Source organism: Spirochaetia bacterium 38H-sp (genome assembly GCA_039023545.1).
Classification (GTDB): domain Bacteria; phylum Spirochaetota; class Spirochaetia; order Winmispirales; family Winmispiraceae; genus Rarispira; species Rarispira pelagica.
This window is the reverse complement of sequence record JBCHKQ010000004.1, coordinates 131792-148569: the sequence shown is the minus strand read 5'-3', so window position 1 is coordinate 148569 and position 16778 is coordinate 131792. Positions and strand designations below refer to the sequence as shown.

Here is a 16778-nt window from a genome sequence, read left to right as displayed (position 1 = left end):
ATGTTTGAGGCTTCTACTTTTGGCAGGACGATTGATATTCTACATAGGGAGATGGATGTTAATTTGCTCAGGAGACAGATAATTGCCAATAATATTGCTAATGCTGATACTCCCAACTTTAAGAGAAGTGAGCTCAATTTTGAGTCTTCTTTAAAGCGTGCTTTGGAGTCGGAAAAAACAAGGAAAATGCCGGCTTTTGTAACAGATAAACGGCATATTCCCTTTAATCAACCTGTTGATTATAGGACAGTAAGGCCTAGAAAGATTTTGGATTTTTGGACAACTAGCAAAAATAATGGTAATAATGTGGATTTGGAGCAGGAATCTATGAATCTCTTGAATAATGAGCTGCTTTATAACATGTTGGTACAGTCTGTTAATAATCAATTCTCTCAAGTACAGATGGTTCTTAAATAGGAGGAATTAATAGATGGGACTTTTTACGCCTATTAACATAGCTGCTACAGGTCTTACTGCTCAAAGATTAAGAATGGATGTTATCTCTAATAACATAGCCAATGCAACTACTACCAGAACAACAGAGGGTGGGCCTTTTAGGCGTAGCCGTGTTGTTTTCCGACCTCGTGTAGAAGAGCCATATTGGAAGAGCCCTTTTTTACCTAAGCCGCTTGATAATGGTCTTGGTAAAGGGGTTAAGGTTACAAAGGTAGAAAAGGATTATGATGCAAAAACAAGGCTAGTGTATGATCCTACTCATCCTGATGCTATAAAATCCGGGCCGCTAAAAGGATATGTGGAATATCCTAATGTAAATATTGTAAACGAAATGGTAGACATGATAGATGCTTCCAGAGCGTATGAAGCAAACCTTGCTGTTGTTAATGGTTCTAAGACTATGTTTTTTAAGGCTTTGGAAATAGGGAGGTAATAGATGAATTTTATGTCAGAGACAAATCTTGTTGGTCATAAGATATATATGCAAAAAGCGGATCCTAGGCATTTTGTCGGTTCTAAACCCGAGGATAAGCCAATAGATCCGGATAATTTTTCTCAAGTTCTTTTGGGTGCTATTAACGGTGTTAATAGTCTACAGCAGAAAAGTGCTCTTTTATCTCAGCAAATGATAACTGATCCGGATACGGTAGATCCGCATGATGTTACAATTGCAATGGCAAAAGCAAATATGGCTCTGTCTATAACAAAATCCGTAGTAGATAGAGCTGTACAGGCATATAGGGAGATCCTATCGCTTAGATAATGTACTAGCTTTTAGGGTCTTTCGTTCTGGGAGGGGATATGAACGAATGGCTACAAAAAATGTTCCAGCGTGTTAAAGACGCTTGGACAAAATGGACTATTGTACAAAAAATTATTTTCTTTTCTATTGTTGGAGTTGTGGTTGCTGGATTTATTTTTCTGGCAAGCTTCAGTGCGGCTCCATCTATGGTTCCACTTCTTAACAAGGTTATAACTGATCAGCAGGCTCTTGATGATATAACAGCAAGATTGGAAGCGGAAAATGTAAAATACCAAGTTACAGCTGATAATAGGATTCTTGTTTCCGATGAGAAGACTGCCAAAAAAATGAGAGCTATATTGGTAAGGGAAGACCTTATTCCCAGTGGCACGGATCCTTGGCAGCTTTTTGATATTGAGAGATGGACAATTACTGATTTTGAAAGAAATGTTAATTTGAGAAGGGCAATAACAAAGTCAATTGAGCAGCATCTGGAGGCATTGGATGATATTGATAAGGCCAGTGTGACTCTTGTAATGCCAGAAAAGGCTCTTTTTGAACAGGATCAGGAACCTACTACTGCTTCTATAATCATAACTCCAAAGCCTGGCTCGGACATTGTTTCCAATAGAAAAAAGATAGAAGGCATTGTAAAACTTGTAGAATTTGCTGTTGAGGGGCTTAAGGAAGAAAATATTACGATTACCGATCAGAGAGGAGTTGTTCTCAATGATTTTGCAGGAATGGAAAATTTCGACAGGTTGGAGCTTGCTAAACGTCAGATAAAGACAAAAGAAGAACTGGAAAGTCAATATAAAAAGAAGATTTTATCTGCGCTTAGGAATATTTTTAGAGAGGATAGGGTAGAGATAGTCAATCTAGATATAGAGTTGGATATGAGTCAGGTTGAGATTTCTACGGAGGAACATTTCCCCATAACAATGAAACCTGATAATCCTAAGACTCCTTATGATGAGAGTGAAGTCGTTCCTTCTATAACTCTTTCTAAAGAGACTCAGGATGAAAAGTTTGAAGGAACAGGATTCAATCCAGAAGGTCCCCCTGGACAGGAGGGGCAGACTCCGCCTGCATATAAGGATCTGGAAGGTCTGGTGGGAAAGTATTCAAAGAATTCTGTTATTCAGAATGAGGTAGTCAATACTAAGAATATAACAGAAAAAAAAGATCCTTGGAATATAAATCGTATCAGTGTAGCTGTTGCTATAGATGGCATCTGGAAATGGGAATATAATGATAAGGGAGAGGTTATTCTGAACCCTGATGGTTCCATAAAAAGGACATACATTCCAGTTCCTGATGAGGATCTTAAAAAGGCAAACGAGCTTGTTATGACTGCTATTGGTTATAAAAAAGAAAGAGGGGACTCTGTTTCTGTTCAGCATATCCAATTTGACAGGACTTTTGAGTTTGCAAAGGAGGATGCTGAGTTTAGAGCAAGACAACAGAGAGAAAGAGCTATTTTGATTTCTCTTCTTGCTGTTGCTGGATTACTACTGTTGTTTATAGTTATCAGGCTCATACTCAGAGAGGCTGAGAGAAGAAGAAGGCTTAAAGAAGAAGAACTTGCAAGGCAGCATCAAGCTATGCGTGAGGCTGCTTTAAGGAGTGCAGAAGAAGAGGCTGCTCAGGTAGAGATGTCTGTGGAAGAACGAGCCAAGATGGAATTGCAGGAGCAGGCTATTAATATGGCCAGAGAACATCCTGAAGAGGTTGCTCAGCTCATAAGAACCTGGTTGATGGAGGAATAAGTATGGGAAAGGCAAAAGCAGCTCCTTCTGGAGCTACACATGGAAAGAAGAGTGGTGTAAAAAGAGAACTGACAGGTAGACAAAAGGCTGCAATATTTCTTGTTACAATAGGTTCTGAGCTGTCAGCAGAAATTTTTAAACACCTTAAAGAGGATGAGATAGAGGCGCTTACATTTGAGATAGCCAGGTTAGAGAGCATAGATGCAGAAGAACGAGACAAGGTTCTTATGGAATTCCAAGAGCTGATGATGGCTCAGGAGTTTATAATAACCGGAGGAGTAGATTATGCTAGGGAGTTGCTGGAAAAGGCTCTTGGCAGTCAAAAGGCAGTTGATATAATTAATAGACTTACAAGTAGTTTACAGGTTAGGCCTTTTGATTTTGTCAGAAGAACAGATCCAACTCAGTTGCTTAATTTTATACAACAGGAACATCCTCAGACGATAGCTCTTATTCTTTCTTATTTGGATCCTCAGAAAGCTTCTATAATTCTTGCCAGTCTTGACCACGATATACAATCTGAAGTTGCAAAAAGAATAGCAACCATGGATAGAACATCTCCGGAAGTATTGAGAGAGGTAGAAAGAGTGCTTGAGAAAAAACTTTCTACTCTTGCATCTGAGGATTATACTATGGCAGGAGGTGTCGATGCCATAGTAGAGATTCTCAATATGGTAGACCGTTCTACGGAAAAATCAATAATAGAATCGCTTGAGGAAGAAGATCCCGAACTTGCAGAAGAAATAAAGAAAAAGATGTTTGTCTTTGAAGATATTGTTCTCCTTGATGATCGCGCTATACAAAAGGTTTTGAGAGAGGTAGATACTCAGGAGCTTGCAAAAGCGCTTAAGGCAGTCGATTCCGAAGTTCAGGATAAAATTTTTAGAAATATGTCAAAACGTGCGGCAACTCTTCTCAAGGAAGATATGGAGTATATGGGACCTATTCGTATGAAAGATGTTGAAGAGTCTCAGCAGAAGATCGTATCTATTATAAGAAAACTTGAGGAACAAGGGGAGATTGTTATTGCTAGAGGTGGAGAGGACGAGATTGTAGTATGATGATATAAAAAAGGAGAAACTTGTGGCCAAACATATTTTTAAATCAAATGAGATAGTCCCTTTAAAAACAAAGATGTCTCTTGCTAATCCCGAAATTAAAGAGCATGCAAAACAAGAGATACAGTCTCCTTTAGAAGCTGATGTAAAAGACATACAGATTCCCGATATAAGTGCCATTGTTAAAGAGGCAGAAGAGTTTAAAGCTAATTGGGAAAAAGAAAAAGAAGCTATGATTTCTACGGCCAGAGCGGAAGCGGATAGAATAATAAGTGAGGCCGAAAAAATAGCTTTTGAAGAAGTTAAGAAAAGAAATGAAGAAGCTGCAAGAATAAAGGCAGAGGCTGCGAAAGAAGCTGAGAAGATTGTTTCTGATGCTCAGGATAGAGTAAATAAGCTTATAGAAGAAGCAAAAGCAAAAGCTGATGAGATTAAAGAGGCTGCCAGAGAAGAAGGATATAGAGAAGGCAGAGAAGAAGGATATAGAGAGGGCAGAGAAGAAGCCCTAAAAATTGTAGAGCGTTTGAAGACTGTTATAACAAGAGTAGTTGGTGAACGGGCAAGAATTATGGAAGAGTCAGAGGCTCAAATAGTACAGTTAGTACTGCTGATAGCAAAAAAGGTAATTAAGGTCCTTTCGGAAAATCAAAAAAATATAGTTGTAAATAATGTAGTGCAAGCATTAAGAAAACTTAAAACAAAAAGTGATGTAGTCATAAGGGTTAATATTGATGATCTTGATGTTGCAAGTGAGCATATCCAGGATATTATAGAGAAAATAGAAGAACTTGGTAATGTGACAGTGATTGAAGATTCTTCTGTTGACAGGGGAGGATGTATAATAGAAACAGATTTTGGTGATATTGATGCAAGAATAGCAACACAGCTTGGGGAAATAGAAGAGAGGATTCTTGAGACTATTCCGATAAAAGTAGTGTCAAAAAAACAGGAGAATGAATGATAGAAAGATATATTTCTCTTGTAGAAAAGACTAATACTGTAAAGTGCAGAGGCAGAGTTAGGGCCATAGAGGGAATGAAGATTGTTGGGAAGGGCCCAATATCCATGGTAGGCGAGTTGTGTAAGATATATTCAAACTCTTCTGCTGATAATTGTGTTATTGCAGAGGTGATAGGGCTCAAAGATAATACAACTATTCTTATGCCATATTCCGATCCAGCTGGAATACAAGTTGGAGATATAATAGAGGCAAGTGGTAGGCCATTGTCAGTTAAGGTTTCTGATAAACTGTTGGGTAGAGTTCTAAATGCAAGAGGCGAACCTATTGATGATAGGGGAAATATTCCTGCCAATTTGTATCAGTCTGTTATTTCTGCTCCACCTGATTTATTAAAAAGAAAAGATATAGATTCTCAAATTGTAACTGGTATAAGGGCAATAGATGGCCTTCTCTCTGTGGGTAAAGGGCAGAGAGTTGGTATTTTTGCTGGTAGTGGAGTTGGAAAATCCACGCTGTTGGGAATGATAGCTAGAAACACCAACGCTGATGTAAATGTTATTGCCTTGATAGGAGAACGAGGCAGAGAGGTCTCTGAGTTTATAAAAAATGATTTGGGCATAGAGGGGTTAAAGCGTTCTGTTATTATCGTATCTACTTCCGATACCCCCGCTATAGCAAGATATAGAGGTGCGTATGTTGCTGTAGCTATAGCAGAATACTTTAGGGATCAAGGGAAGGATGTTATGCTTCTTTTTGATTCTGTTACACGATTTGCAAGAGCTTTGAGAGAAATAGGTCTTTCTCTGGGAGAAGCTCCTGCAACAAGAGGGTTTACTCCGTCTGTATTTTCTACTCTTCCAAAATTATTGGAAAGGTGTGGTACTTCTGACAAAGGAACTATAACTGGTTTCTTCTCTGTTCTAGTTGAAGGTGATGATATGGATGAGCCCGTATCCGATACTGTTAGAGGAATTTTGGATGGACATATCGTATTAGACAGAAAAATAGCACAACGACAACAATATCCTGCAATAGATGTATTGAATTCTGTATCCCGTTTAGCTAATAAAGTGGTTTCTCCCGACTTGAGATCTGCAGCTAGGAAAGTATTACAATGGATAGCGGCTTATAGGGAAGCAGAAGATTTAATAAATGTTGGAGCATACGTAAAAGGCAGTAATCCTGATATAGATATGGCGATTGAAAAGATGCCAGAGATAAGAGCTTTTCTTTCTCAGCAAATAGATGATAAAGCCCCTCTTTCTGATACGGTTAACAGGCTGTTTACTCTGGCTGATATGGAGGTTTCTCTGGGTGAAAAGGTTTGACTTTCCTTTAAACAGAATTTTAACTCTAAAAAAATATATCGAAGAGCAAAAAAAGGAAGAACTTGGAAAGATAATATCGGAATGTAACAAGATAGAATATCAAATTATTGATAATATAAAAAAATCTCTGATAAGAATAAATGATTTTTCTATTAAATCTGAAGAACTTAATAATATGCTCTATGCTATTTCTATTTATAGAGAAAGGTTATCTCAAGAAAATGCTATTTTACATAAACATAGGGAAAAGCTTGAAGAGAAAAAAAACAATGCGATTGACAGTTTTTTAGCAGCCAAAAAAGAAACAAAAGTTCTAGAAAACCTTAAAGATAGAAAGATGTCGGAATATAAGAAACAATGCATTAAAGAAGAAATAAATTCTATTGATGAGATATCTATTCAGGGCTATATAAGAAAATACAGGAGGGAAATAAATGCCTGATAATTATACTCGAGTAGGACCTGGTGCAAGAATATTTGCATTGATATTTCTGATAATACTCCTGGTTCTTGGAGGAGGTCTCTGGTTGACTTACCTTGGTGTTATAGATGTCAGGGAACAGTTGGCACCAGTTTTTAATATATTTGGCGTCCAAAAACCAAAGACTGTTGAGCAAATACCGGGAATAACTCTATTGGATAGTGCGAGATTACAAAAAGAGAAAGAAGCTCTGGAACTGAAAAAAAGAGAACTTGAAGAATGGGAAAAAAAACTACAAGACATGCAAGCGGAAGTAGAAAGTAAATTATCGGAATTAAACGAAAGACAGAAAGCTCTTGCAGAACAAGAAAAATCGTTTAATGAACAGATAAAACAGTACGAAAATAAAAAAGCCATAGTCAGGCAAAGTGCTAATTACTTAATGAACATGCCGCCTGATAAAGCGGTTGAAATATTATTAAATATGGATAGTGACCAAGAGATCATAGATATTTTGTGGACAACGGATAGTATCTCTACAGAAAGAGGTGAGGATTCTATTGTTCCCTATTGGCTTTCTCTGATGCCAGCAGATAGGGCTGCTGAGATACAGAGGAAGATGACAAAACGACCATAAAGGAGTTATTAATAATGGTTGTCACAATTGGAAAACCTGATTTTGCAACGGATTTTATTGGAGAAAGAAGAGCTAATGATAAAAAAAACGATATTTTTATAGATAATCAGGATTTTCAGAAATATCTTGACAATGCTAAGATTGATAATTCCAGAGAAAATTTTAATGATAAAATAAACAGTGATTCAAAAAATGATGCGACTTCTGCATTAGAGACCAAAGATGCAGAAAGAGATATAAAAGATGATGAAAACATAAAAAATCCAGATGAAAAAAATATAAAACAGTATAAGTTTTCTTCTGAAGAAATAAATAAACATACAAAAGAAAAGGATAATAAAAATATTGCTGATAAAAAAACAAAACAGGAAAAGGTTTCCAATAAACGTACTGTATTATCTGATAAGGTTGTAAAAGATGGAGATATAAAAAAATCCAAAGAGAAGACAAAGCGCGTCTTTAATCAAAACATCCTGCAAGATGAAGTAGAAAACAAGAAAAAGACAAAAAAATCAGCCTCAGAATTAGCGACCACTGTTTTTATAGATATTTCTGATAAAAAATCTTCTTTAACAAAGTCCGATTATATAGTAGTAGATAAATCTAGCATAAAAAACGAAGCCCCAAAAGTTGAGTCTCTGTCTGGAGACAAGAAGAAACTAAAAACACAACCTTCTATAAACATATCTTTGATAGACAAAAGGAGCAAAAATAAAACAGAAACAGTTTCTGTTGATATTTCCAAAGTGAAAAAAGAGCTAGCAAATAATGTGAAGCATTCATCGGATGATGGTGTAACCGATAAAATTAAGGTTTCGTTTACGGATATGAGTAAAGCAGACATGACAATGGGGGATGTTAAACCTCACAATATGGATTCTGTACCGGAGGCAAGGACAAAATTACTTGAGACTTTGAAGGAATCTGGTAACGCGGATATTGTGAGACAGGCCAAGATAATATTACAGGATAATGATAAGGGAGAAATAAATCTGGTTCTCAGGCCCAAAAGTTTGGGAAGGGTAAAAATTTCGCTTTCTCTTGCTGATGGCTCAATCTCAGGAAAAATACTGGTACAGAACATGTTTGTAAAAGAAATTTTCCAACAGAATGTTCATGACCTTGTTGCCAATTTCCGGGAACAAGGGTTTAGCATAGCTAATCTTAATGTAGGAGTGGAAGATGGAAACTCCGATAATTATAACGAAAACAGATCGGAGAATTCTGACAGTGGTAATATAAGAATAATAGAAAAAGATAAGCTTGATCATGCTGTGCCTCTTGCCGATGTTATAAGAGAGAAAACCATGTCAATTGATCTGGTAGTATAGGAGTTTTTATGGAACTTTCAACAATTATGACAGGAGCAGACAGAGCTAAAGTAGAAGCTCAGGTGGATGCCATAAATAAATCTTTACAGGATGGCAGGAAAATAAAGCAAAATCTCGATAAAGACGATTTCTTAAAACTGCTTATAACACAGCTTACGCATCAGGATCCTACACAGCCTCTAGAAGATAAAGAATTTATAGCTCAAATGGCGCAGTTCTCTTCTCTAGAACAAATTACAAATATGAATACAGAACTTGCAAAAATGTCAGGAAGACTTATGAGCAGTCAAGCCGTTTCTCTTCTTGGTAGAACTGTATCTGTAAAGGATGGTGATAATATAATAAGCGGTGTGGTTGATGAGATTAGAGGAAACGATTTTCCTCAGCTTAGAATAAACAACAGATTCTATGACATATCTGCTGTGGAAAGCATACTATCCAATGCTCAAGGAGGCGAATTATGATGCGTTCTCTTTATTCTGGAGTTTCTGGACTCCAGAATCATCAAATCAGAATGGATGTTATAGGTAACAACATTTCCAACGTCAATACAACAGGTTTTAAGAAGGGAAGAGTTAATTTTCAGGATATGATATCTCAAATGATGTCAGGAGCGTCTAGACCAACGGATGAGGTAGGTGGTGTTAATCCAAAACAGGTTGGACTTGGTATGACAGTAGCATCTATAGATACCATACATACGCAAGGATCTCTTCAAACAACAGGAGTTAATACAGATTTGGCAATACAGGGAGATGGTTTTTTTGTCTTAAGAAAAGGTGATAAGAATTTCTATACAAGAGCCGGAGTTTTTGGTTTGGATGAGGATGGCTATCTTGTCAATCCGGCAAATGGTCTTAGAGTCCAGGGATGGCAGGCAGAAAAAGTAGGCGGACAAACGATAATTAATACAACAGCTGCGTTGCAGGATCTGATTATACCTGTTGGCAGCAAAGACCCGGCTTTTGCTACAAGTGAGGTTTATCTTGCATGTAATCTTGATAAGAGACTGCCAGAAATACCGGAAGGGGCTGCTCCAGAAACTATAGCACAAGGAACATGGACAGCTTCTTATGATATTTATGATAGTTTTGGTAACACTCATACGCTTAGAATAGATTTCACCAAGATACCAGGAGAACCCAATAGATGGCAGGCAACAGTCAATGTTGATCCTGATGCGGAAACTCCTACAAACACAGTAGTTGATATTGGAGCAGAAAACAGTACCGTAAACAATTTTATAATTCAGTTTGATAATCTCGGAACAATTCAGTCAGTAGAAGATGCCAATGGAGATATAATAGATGCCGGGAATCTCCAAGTTAATGTATCCTTTGATGTTCCAGATGCTACAATACCAGAAGGGGAAGTAGCTGTAAGACAGGCGTTTAACCTTAATCTTGGAGAAGTAGGTAGCGCAGTAAACGCAGTAACTCAGTTTGCAGAAAAGAGTTCTACCAAAGTATACAAACAGAATGGATACTCTATGGGCTATCTGGAAGGTTTTAAAATAGACCAGAATGGAGTTATAACAGGTGTTTATTCTAATGGAAACAACCGTTCTCTGGGACAAATTGCTCTTGCCAGTTTTGTAAATCCAGGCGGTCTGGAAAAAGAAGGCGAAACAATGTTTAGAGTATCTCTCAACTCGGGAGATCCCAACATAGGCCCTCCCAACTTTGCAGGCAAGGGTAAGCTCATAGCTGGAGCCCTTGAGATGAGCAATGTTGATCTTGCCGAGTCCTTTACGGACATGATAGTAACTCAGAGAGGATTTCAGGCAAATTCCAGAACAATAACCACCTCTGACCAGATGCTACAAGAGCTGCTTACACTCAAGAGGTAATTGGCGGATGATTTATGATTAAGGTAACCAAGCTTGACAGTACCGTATTTTATGTAAACCCGCATCACATAGAATATATAGAACTCAACCCGGATACAACACTTGTTATGCTTTCTGGCAAACGTCTGGTAGTCCAAGAGGATTACCAGACTATTTTTGATAGAATAATTGAGTATAGAAAAAAAATAGGTATTTTTTTTAACGAGGAGTAGATATGGATCTGGGGACGATTCTAGGTGTTGTAGTCGGATTAGGGTTGGTTCTTTTTGGAATAATAGCAGCTGGTGTTCCTCTGATGGTATATGTGGATATCCCGTCCGTCCTTATTGTTTTGGGAGGTTCCTTTGGTGCAATGATGGTAGGCAACCCTCTATCCAGAATGCTTGGTATAATGGGGATATTCTCTCATGTGCTCAATGTTCCCAATCGACAAGAAGGTAAAATAATAAATGATTTAATTGCTTTTTCCGAACGCGCCAGAAGGGAAGGCCTTCTGGCGCTTGAAGATAATCTGGATGAAGTAGAAGATGAATTTATGCGTAAAGGTCTGCAGCTTGTAGTTGATGGAATAGACCCAGAGATAATAAAAGCCGTTTTATATACGGAGCTCAATGAAATGCAGGCACGGCATGCTACAGGAGCCAAGCTCTTTGACGACTGGTCAAAGATAGCTCCGGCTTTTGGAATGATAGGAACGCTTATCGGTCTTATAGCCATGCTTAAAAACCTTTCTGCAGGTGACTCTTCTGCTATAGGACAAGGAATGGCAACAGCTCTAATCACAACACTTTACGGTTCTCTTTTTGCTAACCTTTTTTTAATACCAATAAAAAACAAGCTTGAAGACAGAGACAGGGAAGAATCCATGGTACGAGAAATAATGATAGAAGGAATTCTATCAATCCAAGCAGGAGATAACCCGAGAGTATTGCTTGAAAAGCTACTCTCCTTCTTGCCTCCTGCAGAAAGAGAAGCGGTAAGACAAGAGGCCGGCAGGGAATAATATGGCAGAAAAGAAGAAGAAAGAAAAAAAAGCAGACGAAGGTGCTCCTGATTACATGCTCACATATGGGGATATGGTTACTCTTCTGCTTACTTTCTTTGTTATGATGTTTACCACTGCAACTGTAGATGGATATCAGGTAAGATTGATATTATCGGCATTTCCCGGATTGGGAAGTAGAGAAGGAGGCAATACACTCTCCGTAGGGCGTCTTGCAGAACTTGGTAATACTGTCATGAGCTTACCATCGATGCAGAGAGGAAGAGCATTGGATGAAGCCAGAAAAAAGGCCATATCTGCGTTTCAGCCGGAGATAAAAGCAAAAACAGTAAGAGTAAAGCAAGATGAGAGGGGATTAGTGATAACTCTCGCAGCTGATGCTTTTTTTAGAAGTGCAAGTGCAGAGCTCAATATAGAAGCAGCCAGAGAAACTCTTATAAAACTATCCAATTTGTTATCCAGCCCTGAGCTTGCAGATAGAAAAATAAGAATAGAAGGACATACTGATAACATACCGACAGATCCTGCAGGTCCCTGGCCAAGCAACTGGGAACTCTCTGCTGACAGATCCATAAATGTATTACATTTCTTAAGCGATTATGGGGTTGACGAGCAGAAATTTCAGGCTATGGGCTTGGCAGACACTGTTCCTCTTGCGGATAATGCTACCCCTGAGGGGCGTGCATACAACAGAAGAGTAGATATTATCATACTCTCCGACGGGCATTTATAAATAATAATTGAGTATATTATAAAGAAAAACCTTTTCAACCCCGGGTTTTTCTGATAGAATTTATATATTAGGAGGGGATAATGGGTGATATTTTTGAGGATGACACGCAAGAATCATCGGTAGATACTTCGGATGCAAAGCAAGTCGGATTTTTACCCAATATACTTATTCAAATTCTCAAATTTGTTGCTATGGGAGTAGCTGCAATATTATTTGTTTTTACTGTTGTTATAATTACTCTAAAGATACTAAATGTTTCCAGTCAATCTCAAACACCTCCGGAGATATCTCCACAGTATCAAGCCGCCCCTCCAATATTAAACTGGTATGAAATAGGAGAAATAAGGGCCAGAACTGCAGATGAAGCGCAGAACACACTTCTTGCAGTTGTCTATCTTGGATATGACGTTGATGATACTGCTGTTCAGACAGAGTTAAACGAGAGGAAGCCTTATATCAGAGATCTTATAAGGAGATTTTTTTCTTCCAAGACAGCAGATGAGTTAAGACCACAAAACGAAAGTATTCTCAAAGCAGAGCTTATGGCTAAGATAAACGATGTGCTTACTAATGGAATGATAAAAGAAATAGTATTTGATACTTTTAATGTGGTGGAGTTTTAACTTGGAACTTAGTAAAATTATGAGGGGAGCGAGAATATGACAGAAGTTCTTTCTCAAGAAGAAATAGACCAGCTTCTCTCAGCTATCTCTGCAGGTGATATAGAAACAGAAGAAGTACAAAGAGCTCCAGAACAAAGAAAAATTAAAATATATGATTTTAAAAGGCCGGATAAATTTTCCAAGGAACAAATACGTACTATATCTATAATGCATGAGACCTTTGCACGTCTAACCACAACCTCTTTGAGCGCACAACTTAGAAGCCTTGTGCAGGTACATGTTGCATCAGTTGACCAGCTGACTTATGAAGAATTTATTCGTTCTATACCCAATCCTACAACTATAGGTATAATAAACATGGATCCCTTAAAAGGGTCTGCAATATTGGAGATAGACCCTACGATAACATATTCTATAATTGATAGACTTTTCGGTGGTCCTGGCGACGGTTCTGTTGTCCCAAGAGACAGAGACCTGTCCGATATAGAGCAGACCGTTATGGAAGGGATAATGGTAAGAATCCTAGGTAATATGCGGGAAGCTTGGAACCAGGTTGTTGATCTAAGGCCACGTCTTGGACAGATAGATACTAATCCTCAATTTGCACAAATTGTTCCTCCTACTGAAATGGTAGTGCTTGTTACACTTGAAACAAAAGTGGGTGATGTAGAGGGTATGATGAATTTTTGTATTCCATATCTTACTATTGAGCCAATAATTTCAAAACTGTCAGCTCAATATTGGTATTCTTCTGTTAGAAAAGGCGGTACAACAGAAAACCTTGCCATAATAAAAGACAGAATATCAACAGTAGAGGTCTCTCTTGTAGCAGAAATAGGTACGATGGTTCTTAAAATGCGGGATATCCTAAGCATACAAAAAAATGATGTGATTATGCTTCCTACCTCTGTGAAAAACCCTCTTGTTTTAAAAATAGAGAATAAACCCAAGTTTTTTTGCGTACCCGGACAGGTAGGGAAAAAAATGGCCGTAAAACTGGTTAAAAAGATAGAAGAGGAAGAACAAGTTATTGAGGAATTAAAACCAGAAGGAGAAGAATCATGAGTGATGGTGCACTTACTCAAGAAGAAATTGATGCCTTGTTGCAGGGAACAGTTAGTTTTGATACGCCAGCAGGAGGGCCCCCCCCATCTCTTTCTGACTCTGATGTTCAAAAATTTAAGGGGATTGTAGCCAATACTGTGGCATCTCAATCGGCTAACTTGTCTATGCTTACAGGAAAACAGGTTAATATATTAGCTCCTGTTGCAAAGATAACAGCTCTTGATGATCTTCTGAGAGATTTTCCAGATAATTTTCTTCATGTTGATATGAGTTATACTGATGGAAAAATAGGGGCACATGGATATTTTTTAGATGAAGCTGCTGCAACAAAAATAGCTGGTTTTCTTGTGGGACAGGAAAATGTGGAGCTTACAGAAGCTTCTATCTCCGCATTGCAGGAAGGGCTTTCTCAGATAAATGGACCTGTGGTAACTTCTCTTGGAGATTTTGCTTCTGTTACCATACTCACTGCTCCTCCTCAGGGGGCACTTGTCTCAAAAAATGATTTTTCCCTTAGTGATAAGGAGTTTGTTATCCTTGATTATCCTGTAGATATAGAGGGAGAATCAGTTTCTATAAAAGAATATTTTTCTTCTTCTCTTGTCATGAGCTTGATAAATCTACCTGCTTCTCAATCTTCTATGCAGCAGCCTTCTATGGGACAAAATTCTATGCAAGGAATAAATATGGCAGACAACACTAATGCCGGTGCTAATCTATGGGGGGCAGGTGCCCCGCAGGTCCAGCAGGTTCAGTTTCCACAATTTGGAGATTCCGGATTGAGTGCCGAGCAACAAACTAACATATCCCTGCTTATGGATGTGTATATGGAGCTTACTGTTGAGCTTGGTAGGACAAGAAAAATGGTCAAAGAAATATTGGGGATGGGGGAAGGCACCATCATAGAGCTTGATAAACTCGCAGGTGAGCCTGTTGATATACTTGTTAATCACAAATTGATAGCTAGAGGAGAGGTGGTCGTTATTGATGAAAACTTTGGCGTTAGAGTTACTGAGATTATATCACCTCTTGCTAGAGTTAATCAGTTGTCATGATAATAATTAAATATTTTTATGGCTCTGGCTAAGCCATAAAAATATATTTGTTCTTGGGAGGGGACAATATGTTTTATTCTCGTTTTAGCGTAGTTCTTTTGTCTCTGTATATAGGCTTCTGTATTTTTGCTCAGGAGCCTACTACATCAAATCAGCCTAATATAGATAATATATCTACGGAAGAAGGTTATATTTTACCTGATATAGAGCAAAAAACCGAAGAAGCTTCTACATCTACAACAGAAAGTCCTTCTCTTGTGGCTTTCTCTATCTGGGATGCGATGAGAATGATTTTGGTCTTAGCTGTTGTTCTTGGGATGATATATGCGCTCTTTTTCTTTTTAAGAAAGACTAGTACAAAAGGCTTTCTTGAAAATGAAATTATAAAAATTATAGATACAAAAGTACTGGCTTCTAATAAAACATTATATGTAATAAAGCTTGAAGAACTTTTTTTCCTAATAGGAGTCTCTGATTCTTCTATTTCACTAATATCGGAAATATCGGATAAAGATACAAAAGATAGACTGGAGTTAATATCTTCTACTACTGTATCACAAAATAAGGCATCTTTTCCAGATTTATTAAAAAGACTTCTAAGCAGAGCCTCTACGGATAAACAGGCTGATTCCAAATCAGTTGATTTTCTGGAAAAGCAGAAAGAGAGGTTAAAAAAGTTATGATTTTTGTTCCCAAGAAAATCTTGTTGATATTTCTATTTGTCATAGTAGCCATTCAACCTGTTTTTGCTCAGCTTGGACCAGAGGATAATCAGGGGATAAATATTCCTTTCATAGATCTAACAGTCAGAGAACCCGTCAGCAACCAGGAAGTTGCCTTTTCTTTGCAGCTTCTTATTTTACTTACTGTTTTAACTCTTGCTCCTTCAATACTTATTTTAACAACAGCTTTTTTACGTATTGCTATTGTTTTGGATTTCATAAGAAGAGCATTATCTTTGCAGCAGGTTCCACCTACACAGGTGCTTATGGGGATTGCTTTGTTTCTCACTTTCTTTGTAATGTGGCCTGTTTTCTATCAAATTTATGATGAATCCTTTGTTCCTTTTTCCAGCGGGGAGATTGGTATAGAAGAGGCTTATAAGAAGGCAGAAGCTCCTTTGCGTATATTTATGTATAAGCAGATGAGTTCTTCGCCGGAAAATATCAGATTGTTTATGAATATGACGGAGTTACCTAAACCTAATACTCTAGCTGATGTTCCGACTCATGTGCTAATACCGGCTTTTGTTTTGCATGAGCTTACTGTTGCTTTTAAAATAGGTATAATCCTATATCTTCCTTTTATAATAATAGACATGGTTGTAGCTTCTACTTTGATGTCAATGGGAATGATAATGCTTCCTCCTGTTATGGTTTCTTTTCCTTTTAAGTTGATGTTATTTCTGCTTGTTGACGGTTGGACATTGATTACAAAACAGGTATTGGGAAGTTTTTTTTAGGAGGTAGATGATGGATTTGGGAACTGCTGTTTATTTATTGAGAAGTAGTGTTTTTCAACTCATAGTAATTGCAGCCCCTCTTCTACTTGTAGGACTTGTGGTTGGTTTAATTATATCTATTTTTCAGGCTACCACATCTATTCAGGAGCAGACTCTTACTTTTGTTCCAAAAATGCTTGCTATCCTTGGTGTTTTGGCGTTTTTGGGACCTTGGATTGTCTCATCTATTTCTCAGTTTACCATACGTCTTATAGAGATGATTCCTGATATTGTGAGGTAATTGTT

At 37.8% G+C, this 16778-nt stretch carries 20 protein-coding genes and 1 pseudogene; all 21 read left to right on the top strand.

The window, feature by feature from the left end:
• The 21 genes and pseudogenes from flgB (at window position 1) to fliQ (ending at window position 16773) form a co-directional block, all read left to right on the top strand.
• Window positions 1-417: a flagellar basal body rod protein FlgB gene (gene flgB, locus WKV44_08940; protein ID MEM5948667.1), complete on the top strand. Its 417-nt coding sequence runs from the start codon at window positions 1-3 to the stop codon at window positions 415-417.
• A 13-nt stretch (window positions 418-430) separates the two neighbouring features.
• On the top strand, window positions 431-889 hold the full coding sequence (flgC, locus tag WKV44_08935) for a flagellar basal body rod protein FlgC (GenBank protein ID MEM5948666.1): 459 nt from the start codon (window positions 431-433) through the stop codon (window positions 887-889).
• A gap of 3 nt (window positions 890-892) precedes the next feature.
• Complete coding sequence (gene fliE, locus WKV44_08930; protein MEM5948665.1) at window positions 893-1219, top strand: flagellar hook-basal body complex protein FliE; 327 nt, start codon at window positions 893-895, stop codon at window positions 1217-1219.
• Between the two features lie 38 nt (window positions 1220-1257).
• Entirely contained in the window at window positions 1258-2967 is a 1710-nt protein-coding gene (gene fliF / locus WKV44_08925; GenBank protein ID MEM5948664.1) for a flagellar basal-body MS-ring/collar protein FliF, read from the top strand.
• 2 nt (window positions 2968-2969) lie between these two features.
• Window positions 2970-4028 carry a flagellar motor switch protein FliG gene (gene fliG / locus WKV44_08920; protein ID MEM5948663.1) on the top strand — a complete coding sequence of 353 codons (1059 nt, stop codon included), beginning with the start codon at window positions 2970-2972 and terminating at the stop codon, window positions 4026-4028.
• Window positions 4029-4050: 22 nt separating this feature from the next.
• On the top strand, window positions 4051-4986 hold the full coding sequence (gene fliH / locus WKV44_08915; protein ID MEM5948662.1) for a flagellar assembly protein FliH: 936 nt from the start codon (window positions 4051-4053) through the stop codon (window positions 4984-4986).
• Window positions 4983-6314 carry a FliI/YscN family ATPase gene (locus WKV44_08910; GenBank protein ID MEM5948661.1) on the top strand — a complete coding sequence of 444 codons (1332 nt, stop codon included), beginning with the start codon at window positions 4983-4985 and terminating at the stop codon, window positions 6312-6314. The genes fliH and WKV44_08910 overlap by 4 nt, the downstream gene beginning before the upstream one ends.
• On the top strand, window positions 6301-6756 hold the full coding sequence (locus WKV44_08905; GenBank protein MEM5948660.1) for a hypothetical protein: 456 nt from the start codon (window positions 6301-6303) through the stop codon (window positions 6754-6756). Before WKV44_08910 ends, WKV44_08905 begins: the two co-directional genes overlap by 14 nt.
• Window positions 6749-7372 (top strand): hypothetical protein, encoded by a 624-nt coding sequence (locus WKV44_08900; protein ID MEM5948659.1) that lies wholly within the window; start codon window positions 6749-6751, stop codon window positions 7370-7372. Before WKV44_08905 ends, WKV44_08900 begins: the two co-directional genes overlap by 8 nt.
• 14 nt (window positions 7373-7386) lie before the next feature.
• Window positions 7387-8703: a flagellar hook-length control protein FliK gene (locus WKV44_08895; GenBank protein MEM5948658.1), complete on the top strand. Its 1317-nt coding sequence runs from the start codon at window positions 7387-7389 to the stop codon at window positions 8701-8703.
• A gap of 8 nt (window positions 8704-8711) precedes the next feature.
• The gene (flgD, locus tag WKV44_08890) at window positions 8712-9167 is read left to right on the top strand and encodes a flagellar hook assembly protein FlgD (GenBank protein ID MEM5948657.1); all 456 of its coding nucleotides are present in this window, start codon (window positions 8712-8714) and stop codon (window positions 9165-9167) included.
• Entirely contained in the window at window positions 9164-10552 is a 1389-nt protein-coding gene (flgE, locus tag WKV44_08885; protein ID MEM5948656.1) for a flagellar hook protein FlgE, read from the top strand. The genes flgD and flgE overlap by 4 nt, the downstream gene beginning before the upstream one ends.
• Window positions 10553-10566: 14 nt before the next feature.
• The gene (locus WKV44_08880) at window positions 10567-10764 is read left to right on the top strand and encodes a flagellar FlbD family protein (GenBank protein MEM5948655.1); all 198 of its coding nucleotides are present in this window, start codon (window positions 10567-10569) and stop codon (window positions 10762-10764) included.
• Between the two features lie 2 nt (window positions 10765-10766).
• Window positions 10767-11555, top strand: a complete 789-nt coding sequence (locus WKV44_08875) for a motility protein A (protein MEM5948654.1) — start codon at window positions 10767-10769, stop codon at window positions 11553-11555.
• 1 nt (window position 11556) lies between these two features.
• Window positions 11557-12288: a flagellar motor protein MotB gene (gene motB / locus WKV44_08870; protein MEM5948653.1), complete on the top strand. Its 732-nt coding sequence runs from the start codon at window positions 11557-11559 to the stop codon at window positions 12286-12288.
• 80 nt (window positions 12289-12368) lie between these two features.
• The gene (locus WKV44_08865) at window positions 12369-12911 is read left to right on the top strand and encodes a flagellar basal body-associated FliL family protein (GenBank protein ID MEM5948652.1); all 543 of its coding nucleotides are present in this window, start codon (window positions 12369-12371) and stop codon (window positions 12909-12911) included.
• Window positions 12912-12947: 36 nt separating this feature from the next.
• Window positions 12948-13976, top strand: coding sequence for a flagellar motor switch protein FliM (gene fliM, locus WKV44_08860; protein MEM5948651.1), 1029 nt, complete (start codon window positions 12948-12950; stop codon window positions 13974-13976).
• Window positions 13973-15031, top strand: coding sequence for a flagellar motor switch protein FliN (gene fliN / locus WKV44_08855; GenBank protein MEM5948650.1), 1059 nt, complete (start codon window positions 13973-13975; stop codon window positions 15029-15031). The genes fliM and fliN overlap by 4 nt, the downstream gene beginning before the upstream one ends.
• A 68-nt stretch (window positions 15032-15099) precedes the next feature.
• The gene (locus WKV44_08850) at window positions 15100-15714 is read left to right on the top strand and encodes a flagellar biosynthetic protein FliO (protein MEM5948649.1); all 615 of its coding nucleotides are present in this window, start codon (window positions 15100-15102) and stop codon (window positions 15712-15714) included.
• A 101-nt stretch (window positions 15715-15815) separates the two neighbouring features.
• Window positions 15816-16493: pseudogene (gene fliP / locus WKV44_08845) on the top strand (flagellar type III secretion system pore protein FliP).
• A gap of 10 nt (window positions 16494-16503) precedes the next feature.
• Window positions 16504-16773 carry a flagellar biosynthesis protein FliQ gene (gene fliQ / locus WKV44_08840; protein ID MEM5948648.1) on the top strand — a complete coding sequence of 90 codons (270 nt, stop codon included), beginning with the start codon at window positions 16504-16506 and terminating at the stop codon, window positions 16771-16773.
• Window positions 16774-16778 lie beyond the last annotated feature (5 nt).

Excerpts from the sequence above, each read along its gene's own strand:
- flgB (MEM5948667.1), top strand. The coding sequence starts at position 1 with ATGTTTGAGGCTTCTACTTTTGGCAGGACGATTGATATTCTACATAGG.
- flgC (MEM5948666.1), top strand. The coding sequence starts at position 431 with ATGGGACTTTTTACGCCTATTAACATAGCTGCTACAGGTCTTACTGCT.
- fliE (MEM5948665.1), top strand. The coding sequence starts at position 893 with ATGAATTTTATGTCAGAGACAAATCTTGTTGGTCATAAGATATATATG.
- fliF (MEM5948664.1), top strand. The coding sequence starts at position 1,258 with ATGAACGAATGGCTACAAAAAATGTTCCAGCGTGTTAAAGACGCTTGG.
- fliG (MEM5948663.1), top strand. The coding sequence starts at position 2,970 with ATGGGAAAGGCAAAAGCAGCTCCTTCTGGAGCTACACATGGAAAGAAG.
- WKV44_08910 (MEM5948661.1), top strand. The coding sequence starts at position 4,983 with ATGATAGAAAGATATATTTCTCTTGTAGAAAAGACTAATACTGTAAAG.
- WKV44_08900 (MEM5948659.1), top strand. The coding sequence starts at position 6,749 with ATGCCTGATAATTATACTCGAGTAGGACCTGGTGCAAGAATATTTGCA.
- WKV44_08895 (MEM5948658.1), top strand. The coding sequence starts at position 7,387 with ATGGTTGTCACAATTGGAAAACCTGATTTTGCAACGGATTTTATTGGA.
- flgD (MEM5948657.1), top strand. The coding sequence starts at position 8,712 with ATGGAACTTTCAACAATTATGACAGGAGCAGACAGAGCTAAAGTAGAA.
- flgE (MEM5948656.1), top strand. The coding sequence starts at position 9,164 with ATGATGCGTTCTCTTTATTCTGGAGTTTCTGGACTCCAGAATCATCAA.
- WKV44_08880 (MEM5948655.1), top strand. The coding sequence starts at position 10,567 with ATGATTAAGGTAACCAAGCTTGACAGTACCGTATTTTATGTAAACCCG.
- WKV44_08875 (MEM5948654.1), top strand. The coding sequence starts at position 10,767 with ATGGATCTGGGGACGATTCTAGGTGTTGTAGTCGGATTAGGGTTGGTT.
- motB (MEM5948653.1), top strand. The coding sequence starts at position 11,557 with ATGGCAGAAAAGAAGAAGAAAGAAAAAAAAGCAGACGAAGGTGCTCCT.
- WKV44_08865 (MEM5948652.1), top strand. The coding sequence starts at position 12,369 with ATGGGTGATATTTTTGAGGATGACACGCAAGAATCATCGGTAGATACT.
- fliM (MEM5948651.1), top strand. The coding sequence starts at position 12,948 with ATGACAGAAGTTCTTTCTCAAGAAGAAATAGACCAGCTTCTCTCAGCT.
- fliN (MEM5948650.1), top strand. The coding sequence starts at position 13,973 with ATGAGTGATGGTGCACTTACTCAAGAAGAAATTGATGCCTTGTTGCAG.
- WKV44_08850 (MEM5948649.1), top strand. The coding sequence starts at position 15,100 with ATGTTTTATTCTCGTTTTAGCGTAGTTCTTTTGTCTCTGTATATAGGC.
- fliQ (MEM5948648.1), top strand. The coding sequence starts at position 16,504 with ATGGATTTGGGAACTGCTGTTTATTTATTGAGAAGTAGTGTTTTTCAA.